Source organism: Bacillus sp. BP-3, assembly GCF_028401955.1.
In the GTDB taxonomy this organism is placed as follows: Bacteria; Bacillota; Bacilli; order Bacillales; family Bacillaceae_G; genus Bacillus_A.
This window is the reverse complement of the sequence record NZ_JAQOTJ010000019.1, coordinates 14,247-29,269: the sequence shown is the minus strand read 5'-3', so window position 1 is coordinate 29,269 and position 15,023 is coordinate 14,247. Positions and strand designations below refer to the sequence as shown.

The window sequence follows — 15,023 nt, the reverse complement described above, 5'->3', positions numbered from 1 at the left end:
AGGTGCAGAGATATCAGTTGCTTTTTTCTTTAAAGAGTTGAAACCTTTGTTTAACGCAGGTGATTTAGATTTCCATACTTTATCAGTACGACCTTTTCTCACTAATTGGTTAATAGTAGGCATTAATTTATCCTCCCTTCACACGTTTGTATGACCACATATCCAGGTGGTTCATTATTAGTTGAAAACAAAGTTTTTGCAAGGAAGAGCAAGAGCTCTCCTCACAAAAACAGTTTTAACTTGTTATTTCTATCACTGAAGCTCCTACTTGCATCTCACTCATTTCCATGCTGAGATCCAGTTTTGAAAAAGTATGTTATATTGCATTGCTAAAAGCTATGACAACGTTCTAACTATACCGTGTTGAATTATCTTCAACGTTTATTAAGGAGCAACCTTGCTTATATTAACATTTTGCATTGCATCATGTCAACTAAGATTATCTTTTTTATGCAAAATTTACGACGGAAAATTTTAGTTTTCTACGTAAACCTCATCATTTTCTACATTTATTTCTTCTTGTGCTGTTTTTACAAGATCTACTCTGCGGTAACGATTCATACCTGTACCAGCTGGAACAAGTTTACCGATAATAACATTTTCTTTCAGACCAAGAAGTTCGTCACGCTTACCTTTAATTGCTGCATCAGTTAACACACGAGTTGTTTCCTGGAATGATGCTGCAGATAAGAACGAATCTGTTTCAAGTGAAGCCTTCGTAATACCAAGAAGGATTGGACGCGCTGTTGCTGGTTGTTTGCCTTGAAGCAACACTTTCGCATTTGCATCTGTAAATTGGTGGATATCAAGTAATGTTCCTGGTAATACATCTGTTTCACCAGCATCGATTACACGAACTTTACGAAGCATTTGGCGAACCATTACTTCTACGTGTTTATCACCAATTTCTACCCCTTGCATACGGTATACTTTTTGTACTTCACGAAGCAAGTATTCTTGAACTGATGTAATATCTGTTACTTTCAGTAATTCTTTCGGATCGATAGAACCTTCAGTAAGTTCTTTACCATGTTCGATGCGATGTCCTGGAGCTACTTTTAAACGAGCACCATAAGGAATTGCATACGTACGAGCTTCTACATCACCTTGTACAACAACTTCTTGGCGATCTTTCACATCGTTAATCGCTGCAACAACACCATCGATTTCACTGATAACCGCTTGCCCTTTCGGATTACGCGCTTCGAAAATCTCTTGAATACGCGGTAAACCTTGAGTGATATCGTCTCCAGCAACCCCACCTGTATGGAATGTACGCATCGTTAACTGTGTACCTGGCTCACCGATAGATTGAGCTGCGATAATACCAACCGCTTCGCCCACTTCTACGTCTGTACCAGTAGCTAAGTTACGACCGTAACACTTCTTACATACACCGTGACGCGTGTTACATGTAAATGCAGAACGGATGTACAGTTGTTCAACGCCTGCTTTTTCGATGATATGAGCGATATCTTCTGTAATTAGTTCATTTTCACGAACTAACACTTCACCTGTTTCTGGATGTTTCACAGTTTTTCTTGCGAAACGGCCTACAAGGCGATCATATAAAGATTCGATAATTTCGTTTCCTTCTTTAATCGCACCAATTAATAGACCTCGATCTGTTCCACAATCGTCTTCACGAACGATAACATCTTGTGCAACGTCAACAAGACGACGTGTTAAGTAACCAGAATCCGCAGTCTTAAGCGCTGTATCGGCAAGACCTTTACGCGCACCATGCGTAGAGATGAAGTACTCAAGTACCGTTAAACCTTCACGGAAACTTGATTTGATTGGAAGTTCGATGATACGTCCAGATGGGTTGGCCATCAAACCACGCATACCAGCAAGCTGAGTAAAGTTCGATGCGTTACCACGGGCACCAGAATCACTCATCATGAAGATCGGGTTACGCTTATCTAGAGTTTTCATCAGTTTTCCTTGGATAACGTCTTTTGCATTACTCCAAATAGAGATAACGCGATCATAACGTTCTTCTTCCGTAATTAAACCACGACGGAATTGTTTAATAACTGTATCTACTTTTGCTTGCGCTTCAAGCAAGATTTCTTCTTTTTCACCTAATACAAGGATATCCGCTACCCCAACTGTAATACCAGCTTTTGTAGAGTATGAAAATCCTAGGTTTTTCATACGATCAAGCATACGAGACGTTTCTGTAATCTTGAAACGTTTAAATACTTCAGCAATGATATTACCAAGAATTTTCTTGCTAAATGGCGCCACTTCCTCGCGACTAGCAATAATTTCTCTTACGTTAGCACCTTTTTCAACAAAGTATTCCACTGGAGTTTCTTTCTCCAAGTTTGTCTTCGTTGGTTCGTTAATGTAAGGGAAAGACTTCGGTAAAATTTCGTTGAAGATTAACTTACCAACTGTCGTTAACAACAGCTTGCTGTTTTGCTCTTCTGTAAATGTTTCGTTGTTTACAGAGCTTGCTGCAACAGCAACACGAGTATGCAAGTGTACATATCCGTTTTGGTATGCAAGTATTGCTTCGTTTGTATCTTTGAAAATCATACCTTCACCAATCGCACCTTTGCGCTCAAGTGTTAAGTAGTAGTTACCTAATACCATATCCTGAGACGGTGTAACAACTGGTTTTCCATCTTTCGGGTTCAAGATGTTTTGTGCAGCTAACATAAGAAGACGAGCTTCCGCCTGTGCTTCTGATGATAACGGAACGTGAACCGCCATTTGGTCACCGTCAAAGTCCGCATTGTATGCAGTACATACAAGTGGATGCAGACGAATTGCACGACCTTCTACCAATGTAGGTTCAAACGCTTGAATACCAAGACGGTGAAGCGTTGGAGCACGGTTTAAAAGTACAGGGTGTTCTTTAATTACAGACTCTAAAACATCCCAAACTTCAGGTTGTACTCGTTCAATTTTACGTTTAGCACTCTTAATGTTGTGCGCTAAACCTTTTCCTACTAACTCTTTCATAACGAAAGGTTTGAACAGTTCCAGCGCCATTTCTTTTGGCAGGCCGCATTGGTACATTTTTAAGTTCGGTCCTACAACGATAACGGAACGACCAGAGTAGTCAACACGTTTACCTAATAAATTTTGACGGAAGCGTCCTTGCTTACCTTTTAACATATGTGAAAGAGATTTTAACGGACGGTTACCAGGTCCAGTAACTGGACGGCCACGACGACCGTTATCAATTAAAGCATCTACTGCTTCTTGTAACATACGCTTTTCATTTTGGACGATAATGCTTGGTGCACCTAAGTCTAATAAACGTTTTAAACGATTGTTACGGTTAATTACACGACGATATAGGTCGTTTAAGTCAGAAGTTGCAAAACGTCCACCATCTAACTGTACCATTGGACGAAGTTCTGGTGGGATAACTGGAAGAACATCTAGAATCATCCAAGATGGTTCGTTTCCAGAGTTACGGAATGCTTCTAATACTTCTAGACGTTTAATAGCACGAGTACGACGTTGTCCTTGCGCTGTTTTTAACTCTTCCTTTAAGAAGTCTACTTCTTTATCTAAATCGATATCTTGTAATAACTTCTTAATTGCTTCCGCGCCCATAGCAGCTTGGAAAGAGTTTCCGTATCTGTCACGATACGCACGGTATTCTTTCTCCGAAAGAAGTTGCTTCTTATCAAGCGGTGTATCGCCGCTTTCTGTTACTACATATGAAGCGAAATAAATTACTTCTTCAAGCGCGCGAGGGGACATGTCTAAGACAAGTCCCATGCGGCTTGGGATACCTTTGAAATACCAAATATGAGATACTGGAGCAGCTAATTCAATATGACCCATACGTTCACGACGAACTTTCGCACGCGTTACTTCAACGCCACATCGATCACAAACTACACCTTTATAACGGACACGTTTATATTTACCACAATGACATTCCCAGTCTTTTGTTGGACCGAAAATACGCTCACAGAACAAACCGTCTTTCTCTGGCTTCAATGTACGATAGTTAATCGTCTCGGGTTTTTTCACTTCCCCATATGACCAAGAGCGAATTTTGTCTGGTGATGCAAGTCCAATCTTCATATATTCAAAGTTGTTTACATCTATCAAGGGGCCTACCTCCCTTTTAGTCTACAGGTTATCCCAATTATTCCTTCGTTGTCTCAACTTCGACATTTAATTTCTCTGCTGACTGATGATCATCATCGTCATCAGTATCACGCATTTCAATTTCAGTATCGTCGCTAGACATCATCTTAACATCCATACCTAAACTTTGTAATTCCTTAATCAATACTTTGAATGATTCAGGAACACCTGGTTCTGGAACGTTTTCGCCTTTTACAATCGATTCGTACGTTTTCACACGCCCAACAACATCATCCGACTTAACTGTTAAGATTTCTTGAAGAGTATATGCAGCACCGTAAGCTTCAAGTGCCCAAACCTCCATCTCACCGAAACGCTGTCCACCGAACTGCGCTTTACCTCCAAGAGGCTGCTGCGTTACAAGTGAGTATGGTCCAGTAGAACGAGCATGAAGTTTATCGTCAACCATATGTGCAAGTTTAATCATATACATAACACCAACAGATACACGGTTGTCGAACGGTTCACCAGTACGTCCATCATAAAGAATCGTCTTCGCATCACGCGCCATACCAGCTTCTTCGATTGTTCCCCATACATCTTCCTCACGAGCGCCATCGAATACTGGTGTTGCAACGTGGATACCAAGATACCTTGCTGCCATACCAAGATGAAGCTCTAACACCTGACCGATATTCATACGAGATGGTACCCCTAATGGGTTTAACATGATATCGATTGGTGTACCGTCTGGTAAGTAAGGCATATCTTCTTCCGGTAAAATACGGGAGATAACACCTTTATTACCGTGACGACCGGCCATCTTGTCACCTTCAGAAATTTTACGTTTTTGAACGATATATGCACGTACAAGTTGATTTACACCCGGTGGCAATTCATCGCCATCTTCACGGTTGAATACTTTTACGTCTAAGATAATACCGCCACCACCGTGTGGTACACGTAGTGATGTATCACGTACTTCACGAGCTTTCTCACCAAAGATTGCATGTAATAGACGCTCTTCAGCTGTTAACTCTGTTACACCTTTTGGCGTTACTTTACCAACAAGCAAGTCTCCGTCTTTTACCTCTGCACCGATGCGGATAATACCGCGCTCGTCAAGGTTACGAAGCGCATCTTCACCAACGTTTGGAATGTCTCGTGTAATTTCTTCTGGTCCTAGCTTTGTATCACGAGCTTCAGATTCATATTCTTCAATATGAATTGAAGTATACACATCATCTTTTACAAGGCGCTCACTCATAATGATCGCATCCTCGTAGTTATAACCATCCCACGTCATAAAGCCAACAAGCACGTTACGACCAAGTGCAAGTTCACCTTTTTCCATAGAAGGACCGTCTGCAAGAATCTCACCTTTTACAACTTCATCGCCAACACTTACGATTGGACGTTGGTTGTAACAAGTTCCTTGGTTAGAACGGATGAATTTCAACATTTTGTAGCGATCTAAGTCACCTTTTACTTTTTGACCGTCTACTTCGATATAACGACGTACCCAAACTTCGCGAGCTTCTACACGTTCAACGATACCAGGATGTTTACAAATTACTGCAGCACCTGAATCTTTCGCTGATACGTACTCCATACCAGTACCTACAATTGGAGATTCTGGATTCATAAGTGGAACTGCTTGACGTTGCATGTTCGCACCCATTAGCGCACGGTTCGAGTCATCATTTTCTAAGAACGGGATACAAGCTGTCGCAGCAGACACAACCTGTTTTGGAGAGATATCCATGTAGTCAATACGTTCACGTTTTACTACAACGTTCTCGTCGCGGAAACGTGCTACAACGTCTTCATCAAGGAAATCTCCATCTTCAGATAAACGTGCATTTGCTTGGGCAACAACATAGTTATCTTGTTCATCAGCTGTTAAGTAATCTACACGTGTTGTTACACGTCCAGTTTCTGGATCAACACGGCGATATGGTGTTTCAATGAAACCAAATTCATTTACTTTCGCAAACGAAGATAGAGAGTTAATCAAACCGATGTTTGGTCCCTCTGGCGTTTCGATTGGACACATACGACCATAGTGAGAGTAGTGAACGTCACGCACTTCAAAGCCTGCGCGTTCACGCGTTAAACCACCAGGTCCTAATGCAGATAGTCTTCGTTTATGTGTTAACTCTGCTAATGGGTTTGTTTGATCCATAAACTGAGATAACTGAGAACTACCGAAGAACTCTTTAATAGATGCAATAACCGGGCGAATGTTAATTAACGCTTGCGGTGTAATTGCATTTGTATCTTGAATTGACATTCTCTCACGAACAACACGTTCCATACGAGAAAGACCGATACGGAATTGGTTTTGTAACAATTCCCCTACAGAACGTAGGCGGCGGTTCCCTAAATGGTCAATATCGTCTGTGTCCCCTACTTTATATAGAAGATTAAAGAAATAGCTAATAGATGCAATAATATCGCCTGGTGTAATATGTTTTACATCGCGATCGATGTTCGCATTACCAATAATATTGATAGAACGCTCTCCATCTGCATCTGGAGCATAAATCTTAATAGATTGCAATTCAACATCGCCTTCTACCACTCCGCCCATTGGCTTCGCTGTTTTAAAACCAATGTTCTTTTCTAAGTAAGGTAAAATACGATCTAATGTACGACGATCTAAGATTGTTCCTTCTGCTACTAAAATTTCACCTGTCTCAGGATCCACTAAAGTTTCAGCTAAACGTTGGTTAAACAATCTGTTTTTGATGTGTAATTTCTTATTAATTTTGTAGCGACCTACATTCGCTAGATCATAACGTTTTGGATCAAAGAAGCGAGAAACAAGCAGACTCTTCGCATTTTCTACTGTTGGTGGTTCACCTGGACGTAGACGCTCATAAATTTCAAGCAATGCTTTTTCTGTGCTATCCGTGTTATCTTTTTCTAGCGTATTACTTAAGTATTCGTTATCACCTATTAATTCGGTGATTTCTTGATCAGAACCAAACCCTAATGCGCGTAACAAAACAGTTACAGGCAGTTTACGCGTACGATCGATACGCACATAAACAACATCCTTAGCATCTGTTTCATACTCCAACCAAGCTCCGCGGTTTGGAATTACAGTAGCAGTAAATCCACGTTTTCCGTTTTTGTCCACTTTTCCGCTGTAGTATACACTTGGTGAACGAACTAACTGAGAAACAATAACGCGTTCTGCACCGTTAATTACAAATGTTCCAGTCTCTGTCATGAGCGGGAAATCCCCCATGAACACATCTTGCTCTTTTACTTCACCAGTTTCTTTATTGATTAGACGCACTTTTACACGAAGTGGTGCTGCATACGTCACATCACGCTCTTTACACTCTTCTACAGAATATTTCGGTTCACCTAAACTGTAGTCGATAAACTCAAGCGATAAATTTCCCGTAAAGTCTTCAATCGGAGAAATGTCTTGGAACATTTCTCGCAAACCCTCATCAAGAAACCACTGATAAGAAGAGGTTTGAATTTCGATAAGATTTGGTAATTCTAATACCTCACTAATACGGGCATAACTTCTTCGTTGGCGGTGTCGTCCGTATTGAACTAGTTGACCTGTCAACTGCTTCACCCCTCAAATCAAGAGTATTATAAACGCACAAAAATGTGCAAAATCACAACTAAATACGACTAACGCAAATTACGTAGTCTTTTTCTCTAAAAAGATAGATACGTTGAGTGTTTCTACCTGCTCAAAAAGAAAAATGGCTTCTATAAGAAAACCATCATTCTGTTTCATAATCTGCTGATTTTACTATCTTTTCCAAGAGAAGCAAAAATATACATCATTCTCAACGCAGAAAATCATATATAGGCATTTTATAATGTTAACACAACCAAAAATAACCGTCAACGTTTTTTTGATTTTATGATATAATAGCCTTTTTTCTTTTCTACGACTTCCACTTCATCAAATACTTCTTCTAATCTTTTCATCGCGGATGGCGCACCTTGTTTTTTCTGGATTACAATCCACAACTCACCGCCCGGCACAAGATGATCCACCGCTTTTTCTAGAATCTCATGCACCACGTGCTTCCCAGCTCGTATTGGCGGATTAGATAGAATAGCAGCGTATTCTCCACTCACATTTTCATATACACTACTTTGATAAATTCGAACATTTCCAATTTGGTTATTAGCAGCGTTTTCCTTCGCAAGCCCGAGCGCCCTTTCATTTACATCCACCATATGAACTGTGCACTCTTGAAACTCTTTCGCTAAAGATAAACCTATCGGACCATATCCACACCCAACATCTAATACATCACCTTGGGCATCCGGCATTTGAAAGACTTCAATTAAAAGACGCGAACCAAAATCCACTTCATTTTTCGAAAATACTCCGTGGTCAGATAAGAAAACAAATCGAGATCCCCTGAGCGTATATTCCCAACGTTTACGATTACTTTTACTAGAAGGATCGTTAGAAAAATAATGGTCTGCCATATGGCCACCTCTTTTCTTTACAGTTAAAAAAAAAGCTCGCATGAGAGCGAGCTTTTTTTTAAAGCCTCAAAAGTTAATTACTTAACTTCTACAGCAGCGCCAACTTCTTCAAGTTTAGCTTTGATTTCTTCAGCTTCTTCTTTAGAAACGCCTTCTTTAACTGCTTTTGGAGTGTTGTCAGCTACTTCTTTAGCTTCTTTTAATCCAAGACCAGTGATTTCGCGAACAACTTTGATAACTTTGATTTTTTGAGCGCCTGCATCAGCAAGTACTACATCAAATTCAGTTTTCTCAGCAGCAGCTTCACCAGCAGCGCCACCCATTACAGCTACAGGAGCAGCAGCAGTTACGCCGAATTCTTCCTCGATAGCTTTTACTAAGTCGTTAAGTTCTAATACAGTCATATTTTTAACTGCTTCAATGATTTGTTCTTTAGTCATTGTAAATATCCTCCTTATTAAATAAGTTCATATTGTTTGATCGATAATACGTAATTATCTTTTAAAAAATTAAGCGCCTTGCTCTTCTTTTTGATCAGCAACAGCTTTTGCAGCAAGTGCAAGGTTGCGGATTGGAGCTTGAAGAACGCTAAGAAGCATAGAAAGTAAGCCTTCACGTGATGGAAGAGTAGCGATAGCTTTAACCTCATCAACAGTTACAAGTTTACCTTCAATCACACCAGCTTTAATTTCTAAAGCTTCGTGATTTTTAGCAAAATCATTTAATACCTTTGCAGGAGCAACTACATCTTCGTTACTGAACGCGATAGCGTTTGGTCCTGTTAGGAATTCGTTTAACTCAGTTAGTTCAGCAACTTCTGCAGCACGACGAGTTAAAGAGTTTTTGTAAACTTTGAACTCAACGCCAGCTTCACGTAATGCTTTACGTAATTCCGTTACTTCAGAAACTGTTAAACCACGGTAGTCAACAACGATTGTTGATTTACTTTCGCTAAGTTTACCAGCGATTTCAGTTACAACATGTTGTTTTGCTTCGATTGCTTTAGTCATGTTATTACACCTCCTGTAGATTATATAGAAGATGTACCGAAAGTGCACTAAAAAGCCTCCGTGCCCAGTTATAGACATGGAGGCATATAGTCACAGAAAAATTCCGTTCCGTATATTTACACCTCGGTAGGATATTAAGCCAAAATGGCACCTACTGTCTACGGTACACTATTAAAATTCACAACATAGATGATTATATTAGAACTTCATCATGAAGTCAACTTCCAATTTTTACGCAATAGTTGAAACGTCAACACGTACGCCAGGTCCCATTGTAGAAGCAACTGTTACGTTCTTCATGTAAGTACCTTTTGCAGCAGCTGGTTTAGCTTTTAGAAGTGCATCAGCAACCGTTTCTAAGTTTTCAACTAATTTCGCATCTTCGAAAGATACTTTACCAATTGGTACATGGATGTTACCAGCTTTATCAACGCGGTATTCTACTTTACCAGCTTTGATTTCGTTAACTGCTTTTGTTACGTCGAAAGTAACTGTTCCAGTTTTAGGGTTTGGCATTAAACCTTTAGGTCCTAATACACGACCAAGTTTACCAACTTCACCCATCATGTCAGGAGTTGCTACTACTACGTCAAAGTCAAACCAACCTTGTTGGATTTTGTTGATGTAGTCTGCATCACCTACGAAGTCAGCTCCAGCAGCTTCAGCTTCTTTTAGTTTTTCGCCTTTAGCGAATACTAATACACGTTGTACTTTACCAGTACCGTGTGGAAGAACAACTGCACCACGAATTTGTTGGTCAGCTTTCTTAGGATCAACACCTAAACGGAATGCAGCTTCTACACTTGCATCAAATTTAGCTGTGTTTGTTTTCTTTACTAATTCTACTGCCTCTGTTGCAGAGTAAGCAGTCGCGCGATCAACAAGCTTTGCAGCTTCTACGTACTTTTTACCTCTTTTAGCCATTTTTATTTCCTCCTCAATGTGGTTTTAGCGGAATAACCTCCCACGTTTACGCCTTCTTTTCGATACAATCGAGGATGTGCGCCCATCCTTTTATTTAAAAAACGACATTCATTTACGATAATAAAGGTTGCGAATTGGAACACCAGACCCGCAACCTCTTTTACAAAAAAAACAAATCGAATTAGTCTTCGATAACAATGCCCATACTGCGTGCAGTACCTTCAACCATACGCATTGCAGCTTCTACGCTAGCAGCGTTTAGGTCAGGCATTTTAGTTTCAGCGATTTCGCGAACTTTATCACGCTTAACAGTTGCCACTTTATTACGATTTGGTTCACCAGAACCAGACTCGATACCAGCTACTTTCTTAAGAAGAACAGCAGCAGGAGGAGTTTTAGTAATGAAAGTGAATGAACGGTCTTCAAATACTGTAATTTCAACAGGAATGATTAGACCAGCTTGATCTGCTGTACGAGCGTTGAACTCTTTACAGAAGCCCATGATGTTAACACCTGCTTGTCCTAATGCTGGACCAACTGGTGGAGCTGGGTTAGCTTTACCTGCAGGAATTTGAAGTTTTACCATTTTAATTACCTTTTTAGCCACGAGACACACCTCCTTAAGTCCGTGATGTGGTCAATGGGCAATTATTTTTTGCCCTCCCACTTCATATTTTATCTTTAGCGATAAAATTTTTCAAAAAACGTCTTCGTTACCGAAGACGTATTGACCTTAAAGATATTATCACTTTTTACAATTCATTTCAAGTTTGATTTTATAATTTTTCAATTTGGTGGAAGTCTAGCTCAACTGAAGTTTCGCGACCAAACATATCAACAAGTACTGTAACCCTTTGCTTTTCTAGGTCAATTTCATTAATAGCACCTGTATAGTTTGCAAATGGACCTTCATTCACACGTACTGTTTCATGAAGTTCGAAATCAAAGTCAACCACTTCATTTTCCATTCCCATGTGTTTTAAGATCACAACAACTTCTTCTTCTAACAACGGAGATGGTTTTGAACCCGATCCAGAAGAACCAACAAACCCCGTTACCCCCGGTGTATTACGAACAACATACCAAGAATCATCCGTCATGATGATTTCTACCAACACGTAGCCAGGAAATACTTTCCTCTTAGTTACTTTCTCTTTTCCGTTTTTCATTTCTACTTCTGTTTCCTCTGGAACAATAACACGGAAAATCTTATCTTGCATACCCATTGATTCTACACGTTTCTCTAGGTTCGTTTTTACTTTATTTTCATATCCAGAATAAGTATGGACAACATACCAACGTTTTTCCATTAATTTAGGACGACCGTCCTTCCCTCCCTGACGTACATTTTTTCGTGCAAATGAAAAAACCCGTTCACCGGGCTTTTACACAGTTCGTATAAATAACATTAACATTATATCATGTATAAGTGCTTCTTATTCAAGAATTAAACGAATTAAAGAAGAAATCCCCATATCCACCACTGCAAAGAAAACTGCACAGAACACAACGGTTGCAATTACAGTAAGTGTCGAACGGAATAATTCATCTTTTTTCGGCCAACTTACTTTTTTCATTTCACGGCTTACATCGCCAAAAAAGTTCGTCAAACGCATTTCCGGGACCTCCAGTGCATAATTACGATTATTTATTTTGTTTCTTTATGAATCATATGCGCATTGCATGTTTTACAAAATTTCTTTATTTCAAGACGCTCTACTGAGCTTGTATCTTTCATTGTGGAATAGTTTCGATTATTACACTTTTCACATGCGAGTACAACTTTTTTTCTCATCTGTTACACCAGCCTTGTAACATTATTTCCTTAAAAATGTATCATACAATAAAAGACAATGTCAATGACACTTCCCACCTACTCTAAAAAGAAAAGGAGAGGAAAAACCTCTCTTTTATATATTAATCAATTATTTTAATATACCTTTAAGCAGTGTCTATATAAATCCACTTTTTATTTCCCAACATACTAAGCCACTACTTTATAAAATAAAATTGCCCCGCTCGTTTTTGCCCTTTATTTTAATTCGTGTATGTGTGGCAAATGGATCTGACCACTTCTATGTATAGTCAAATACCTTCACCCATCTAAAAAGTATTCATCTTTTCAATTGGCACTTATATCTTTCTCTTAACAGAGGATGAATTAACACTTGCCGTTTCTCTCATTTCCATGTAACGTTCTAGTTTTCTTTTTACTCGTTGCAGAGCATTATCGATGGACTTCACATGACGATTCAATTGCTCTGAAATCTCCTGATACGACCTTCCGTCTAAGTACAAAGACAGTACTTTTCTTTCTAAATCGCTTAATAATTCAGATATTTTCAACTCTATATCAACATACTCTTCTTGGCTAATAATCATCTCTTCAGGATCCGTCATCTTCGCCTCAGATATAACATCTAACAGAGTGCGATCAGATTCTTCATCATAAATTGGTTTGTCTAAAGATACGTACGAATTTAAAGGAATATGTTTCTGTCTTGTCGCAGTTTTAATAGCGGTGATAATTTGACGTGTAATACATAATTCCGCAAAAGCTTTAAAGGAAGATAGCTTGTCCTCTTTATAATCACGAATTGCCTTAAATAATCCAATCATACCTTCTTGAATAATATCTTCACGATCAGCACCAACTAAAAAATAAGATCTTGATTTAGCGCGAACAAAGTTTTTGTACTTATGAATCAAATACTCTAGCGCATCTACATTCCCTTTCCTTACTAATTCAACTATCTCTTCATCCTCTAAACCACTAAATATAACATTGTTGTCGCTTACGAAGTCTACTTCCAATCTGATCCCTCCGACCGCTAGTTATTTAGCAATATTATACAGTAAGCGCAAGGAGAGCGTCAATGTTTCAACGCCCTCCTCGTCTTAATTTTTCTAATTTTTCTGCAACTTCCCCACTAAATATCGTTCGCATAGCCGGTTGCGCTTCTTTTGTTCTCTTCGTTTCATGACGTACAGTTCGCTCCATCGCCTGAACTTCTATCTCTAACTCACGCGCTGATTTACGCAGAGCTCCTTGTCCAAAAATGGCCCACTGCTCTGTGTAATCAGACGTCGCAACATAAATACGCGTATTAATATTTCGCAGTTCAATTGCGAGCTGCTCAATTTTCTCATCGGCTGTTTGGTTCTTTCTTGTAAAAATTACGTCAACACGCGCTTGCTTCATCTTCTTTTCGATTCCATAAACAGAATATGCATCAAATACAATTATAATTTGCGTGCCTGTATATCCTTGATAATCTGCCATTTTATCAATAAGTAAATCGCGTGAAGCCTGCAAGTCTACATCCCTTAGCTTTCTCAAATCTGCCCAAGCCCCAATAATATTGTAGCCATCAACGATTAAAATATCATTCATCCTTACTTACCGATTGGATGACGTTTCCGATACACTTCATACATTAACAAACTAGCAGCAACTGAGGCATTTAAGGATGTAACTTTACCAGCCATCGGCAAATGAATGAGGAAGTCGCATTTTTCACCAATAAGGCGACTCATACCTTTCCCTTCACTACCAATAACTAAGCCAATCGGCATCTTTCCATCTAAATTACGATAGTCATCTTTTCCTTTTGCATCTGTACCTGCAATCCAAAGTCCACGCTCTTTCAATTCATCAATTGTTCTCGATAAATTTGTCACACGAGCAACCGGAACATATTCAATCGCTCCCGTCGAAGCCTTTGCAACTGCCGCTGTTAAACCAACTGCTCTGCGCTTTGGAATAATAATCCCGTGAGCTCCTACCGCATCTGCCGTACGCATAATAGAACCTAAGTTGTGTGGATCTTCAATCTCATCAAGAATTAAAAAGAAAGGATCTTCATTCCGCTTCGCTGCTACTGCAAATAAATCCTCTAAGTCTGCATATTCATATGCTGCCACTTGTGCAATTACACCTTGATGATTCCCCTCTACAAGTTGATCTAATTTTTTCTTCGGTGAATTCTGTACTAAAATTTTGTTTTCTTTCGCTAATGCAATTACAATTTGCACTTGTCCTTTCGCAGCACCTTCTGCAATCCAAATCTTATTAATATCACGACCTGATCTCAGCGCTTCAATTACAGGATTACGACCAATAATATATTCACTATTCACGCTTACGCGCCCCCTTCCTTATTCTCTAATACACGAATCGCTTCATATACAATCTCTTCTATTCTCGGTTGATGATTTAATAAATAAAGATATCCAATCAACGCTTCAAAAGCAGTACTATGTCGATACGTTTGTACATCTGTATTTTTCGGAACAGAACCTGACTTTGCATTACGCCCTCTTCTTAATACAGCTTCCTCTTCCTCAGTAAGAAATGATGTCTCTAGTAAATGATAAACCACTTTTGCTTGCGCTTTTGCAGAAACAAAGCTTGTCCCCAAACGATGTAGTTGATTTGGACGAACTGTCCCTTTTTGAAGTAGGTGATAGCGGATATATTGTTCATATACCGCATCACCCATATACGCTAACGCTAAGCTATTTAATTGCTTTGCATCAATCATG

General features: G+C 39.4%; 14 protein-coding genes, 1 pseudogene and 1 other annotated feature. All 15 genes and pseudogenes read right to left on the bottom strand.

What is annotated here, in order from left to right; translation table 11 throughout:
• A pseudogene (locus PLX19_RS21875) lies at nucleotides 1–123 on the bottom strand (30S ribosomal protein S12); the annotation flags it as partial.
• A gap of 351 nt (nucleotides 124–474) precedes the next feature.
• Nucleotides 475–4,086 (bottom strand): DNA-directed RNA polymerase subunit beta', encoded by a 3,612-nt coding sequence (rpoC, locus tag PLX19_RS21870; RefSeq protein WP_272190983.1) that lies wholly within the window; start codon nucleotides 4,084–4,086, stop codon nucleotides 475–477.
• Nucleotides 4,087–4,123: 37 nt separating this feature from the next.
• A complete protein-coding gene (gene rpoB / locus PLX19_RS21865) occupies nucleotides 4,124–7,657 on the bottom strand; it encodes a DNA-directed RNA polymerase subunit beta (protein ID WP_272190981.1) in 3,534 nt (1,177 codons plus the stop codon).
• Between the two features lie 287 nt (nucleotides 7,658–7,944).
• Nucleotides 7,945–8,544 (bottom strand): class I SAM-dependent methyltransferase, encoded by a 600-nt coding sequence (locus tag PLX19_RS21860; RefSeq protein ID WP_272190980.1) that lies wholly within the window; start codon nucleotides 8,542–8,544, stop codon nucleotides 7,945–7,947.
• 77 nt (nucleotides 8,545–8,621) lie between these two features.
• The gene (gene rplL / locus PLX19_RS21855) at nucleotides 8,622–8,984 is read right to left on the bottom strand and encodes a 50S ribosomal protein L7/L12 (RefSeq protein ID WP_090918586.1); all 363 of its coding nucleotides are present in this window, start codon (nucleotides 8,982–8,984) and stop codon (nucleotides 8,622–8,624) included.
• 69 nt (nucleotides 8,985–9,053) lie between these two features.
• The gene (rplJ, locus tag PLX19_RS21850; protein WP_035433733.1) at nucleotides 9,054–9,554 is read right to left on the bottom strand and encodes a 50S ribosomal protein L10; all 501 of its coding nucleotides are present in this window, start codon (nucleotides 9,552–9,554) and stop codon (nucleotides 9,054–9,056) included.
• Between the two features lie 40 nt (nucleotides 9,555–9,594).
• Nucleotides 9,595–9,736: a sequence feature (ribosomal protein L10 leader region), on the bottom strand.
• Between the two features lie 49 nt (nucleotides 9,737–9,785).
• Nucleotides 9,786–10,478, bottom strand: a complete 693-nt coding sequence (gene rplA, locus PLX19_RS21845) for a 50S ribosomal protein L1 (protein WP_035433734.1) — start codon at nucleotides 10,476–10,478, stop codon at nucleotides 9,786–9,788.
• 181 nt (nucleotides 10,479–10,659) lie between these two features.
• Nucleotides 10,660–11,085: a 50S ribosomal protein L11 gene (rplK, locus tag PLX19_RS21840; RefSeq protein ID WP_001085872.1), complete on the bottom strand. Its 426-nt coding sequence runs from the start codon at nucleotides 11,083–11,085 to the stop codon at nucleotides 10,660–10,662.
• 169 nt (nucleotides 11,086–11,254) lie between these two features.
• Nucleotides 11,255–11,788, bottom strand: coding sequence for a transcription termination/antitermination protein NusG (nusG, locus tag PLX19_RS21835; RefSeq protein WP_272190978.1), 534 nt, complete (start codon nucleotides 11,786–11,788; stop codon nucleotides 11,255–11,257).
• Between the two features lie 126 nt (nucleotides 11,789–11,914).
• The gene (secE, locus tag PLX19_RS21830; RefSeq protein ID WP_020062280.1) at nucleotides 11,915–12,094 is read right to left on the bottom strand and encodes a preprotein translocase subunit SecE; all 180 of its coding nucleotides are present in this window, start codon (nucleotides 12,092–12,094) and stop codon (nucleotides 11,915–11,917) included.
• A gap of 32 nt (nucleotides 12,095–12,126) precedes the next feature.
• Complete coding sequence (gene rpmG, locus PLX19_RS21825) at nucleotides 12,127–12,273, bottom strand: 50S ribosomal protein L33 (protein ID WP_081625682.1); 147 nt, start codon at nucleotides 12,271–12,273, stop codon at nucleotides 12,127–12,129.
• A 338-nt stretch (nucleotides 12,274–12,611) separates the two neighbouring features.
• Entirely contained in the window at nucleotides 12,612–13,292 is a 681-nt protein-coding gene (locus PLX19_RS21820; protein WP_429756564.1) for an RNA polymerase factor sigma-70, read from the bottom strand.
• Nucleotides 13,293–13,359: 67 nt separating this feature from the next.
• Complete coding sequence (locus PLX19_RS21815) at nucleotides 13,360–13,872, bottom strand: NYN domain-containing protein (RefSeq protein WP_272190977.1); 513 nt, start codon at nucleotides 13,870–13,872, stop codon at nucleotides 13,360–13,362.
• Nucleotides 13,873–13,874: 2 nt separating this feature from the next.
• Nucleotides 13,875–14,618, bottom strand: coding sequence for a 23S rRNA (guanosine(2251)-2'-O)-methyltransferase RlmB (rlmB, locus tag PLX19_RS21810; RefSeq protein ID WP_272190976.1), 744 nt, complete (start codon nucleotides 14,616–14,618; stop codon nucleotides 13,875–13,877).
• A 2-nt stretch (nucleotides 14,619–14,620) separates the two neighbouring features.
• Nucleotides 14,621–15,022: a Mini-ribonuclease 3 gene (locus PLX19_RS21805; RefSeq protein WP_272190975.1), complete on the bottom strand. Its 402-nt coding sequence runs from the start codon at nucleotides 15,020–15,022 to the stop codon at nucleotides 14,621–14,623.
• Between the last annotated feature and the right edge of the window lies 1 nt (nucleotide 15,023).

What these genes read in the sequence shown, in the direction of transcription:
- PLX19_RS21860 (WP_272190980.1), bottom strand. Translation starts at nt 8,544, where the DNA reads ATGGCAGACCATTATTTTTCTAACGATCCTTCTAGTAAAAGTAATCGT.
- rplL (WP_090918586.1), bottom strand. Translation starts at nt 8,984, where the DNA reads ATGACTAAAGAACAAATCATTGAAGCAGTTAAAAATATGACTGTATTA.
- rplJ (WP_035433733.1), bottom strand. Translation starts at nt 9,554, where the DNA reads ATGACTAAAGCAATCGAAGCAAAACAACATGTTGTAACTGAAATCGCT.
- rplA (WP_035433734.1), bottom strand. Translation starts at nt 10,478, where the DNA reads ATGGCTAAAAGAGGTAAAAAGTACGTAGAAGCTGCAAAGCTTGTTGAT.
- nusG (WP_272190978.1), bottom strand. Translation starts at nt 11,788, where the DNA reads ATGGAAAAACGTTGGTATGTTGTCCATACTTATTCTGGATATGAAAAT.
- secE (WP_020062280.1), bottom strand. Translation starts at nt 12,094, where the DNA reads ATGCGTTTGACGAACTTTTTTGGCGATGTAAGCCGTGAAATGAAAAAA.
- rpmG (WP_081625682.1), bottom strand. Translation starts at nt 12,273, where the DNA reads ATGAGAAAAAAAGTTGTACTCGCATGTGAAAAGTGTAATAATCGAAAC.
- PLX19_RS21815 (WP_272190977.1), bottom strand. Translation starts at nt 13,872, where the DNA reads ATGAATGATATTTTAATCGTTGATGGCTACAATATTATTGGGGCTTGG.
- PLX19_RS21805 (WP_272190975.1), bottom strand. Translation starts at nt 15,022, where the DNA reads ATGATTGATGCAAAGCAATTAAATAGCTTAGCGTTAGCGTATATGGGT.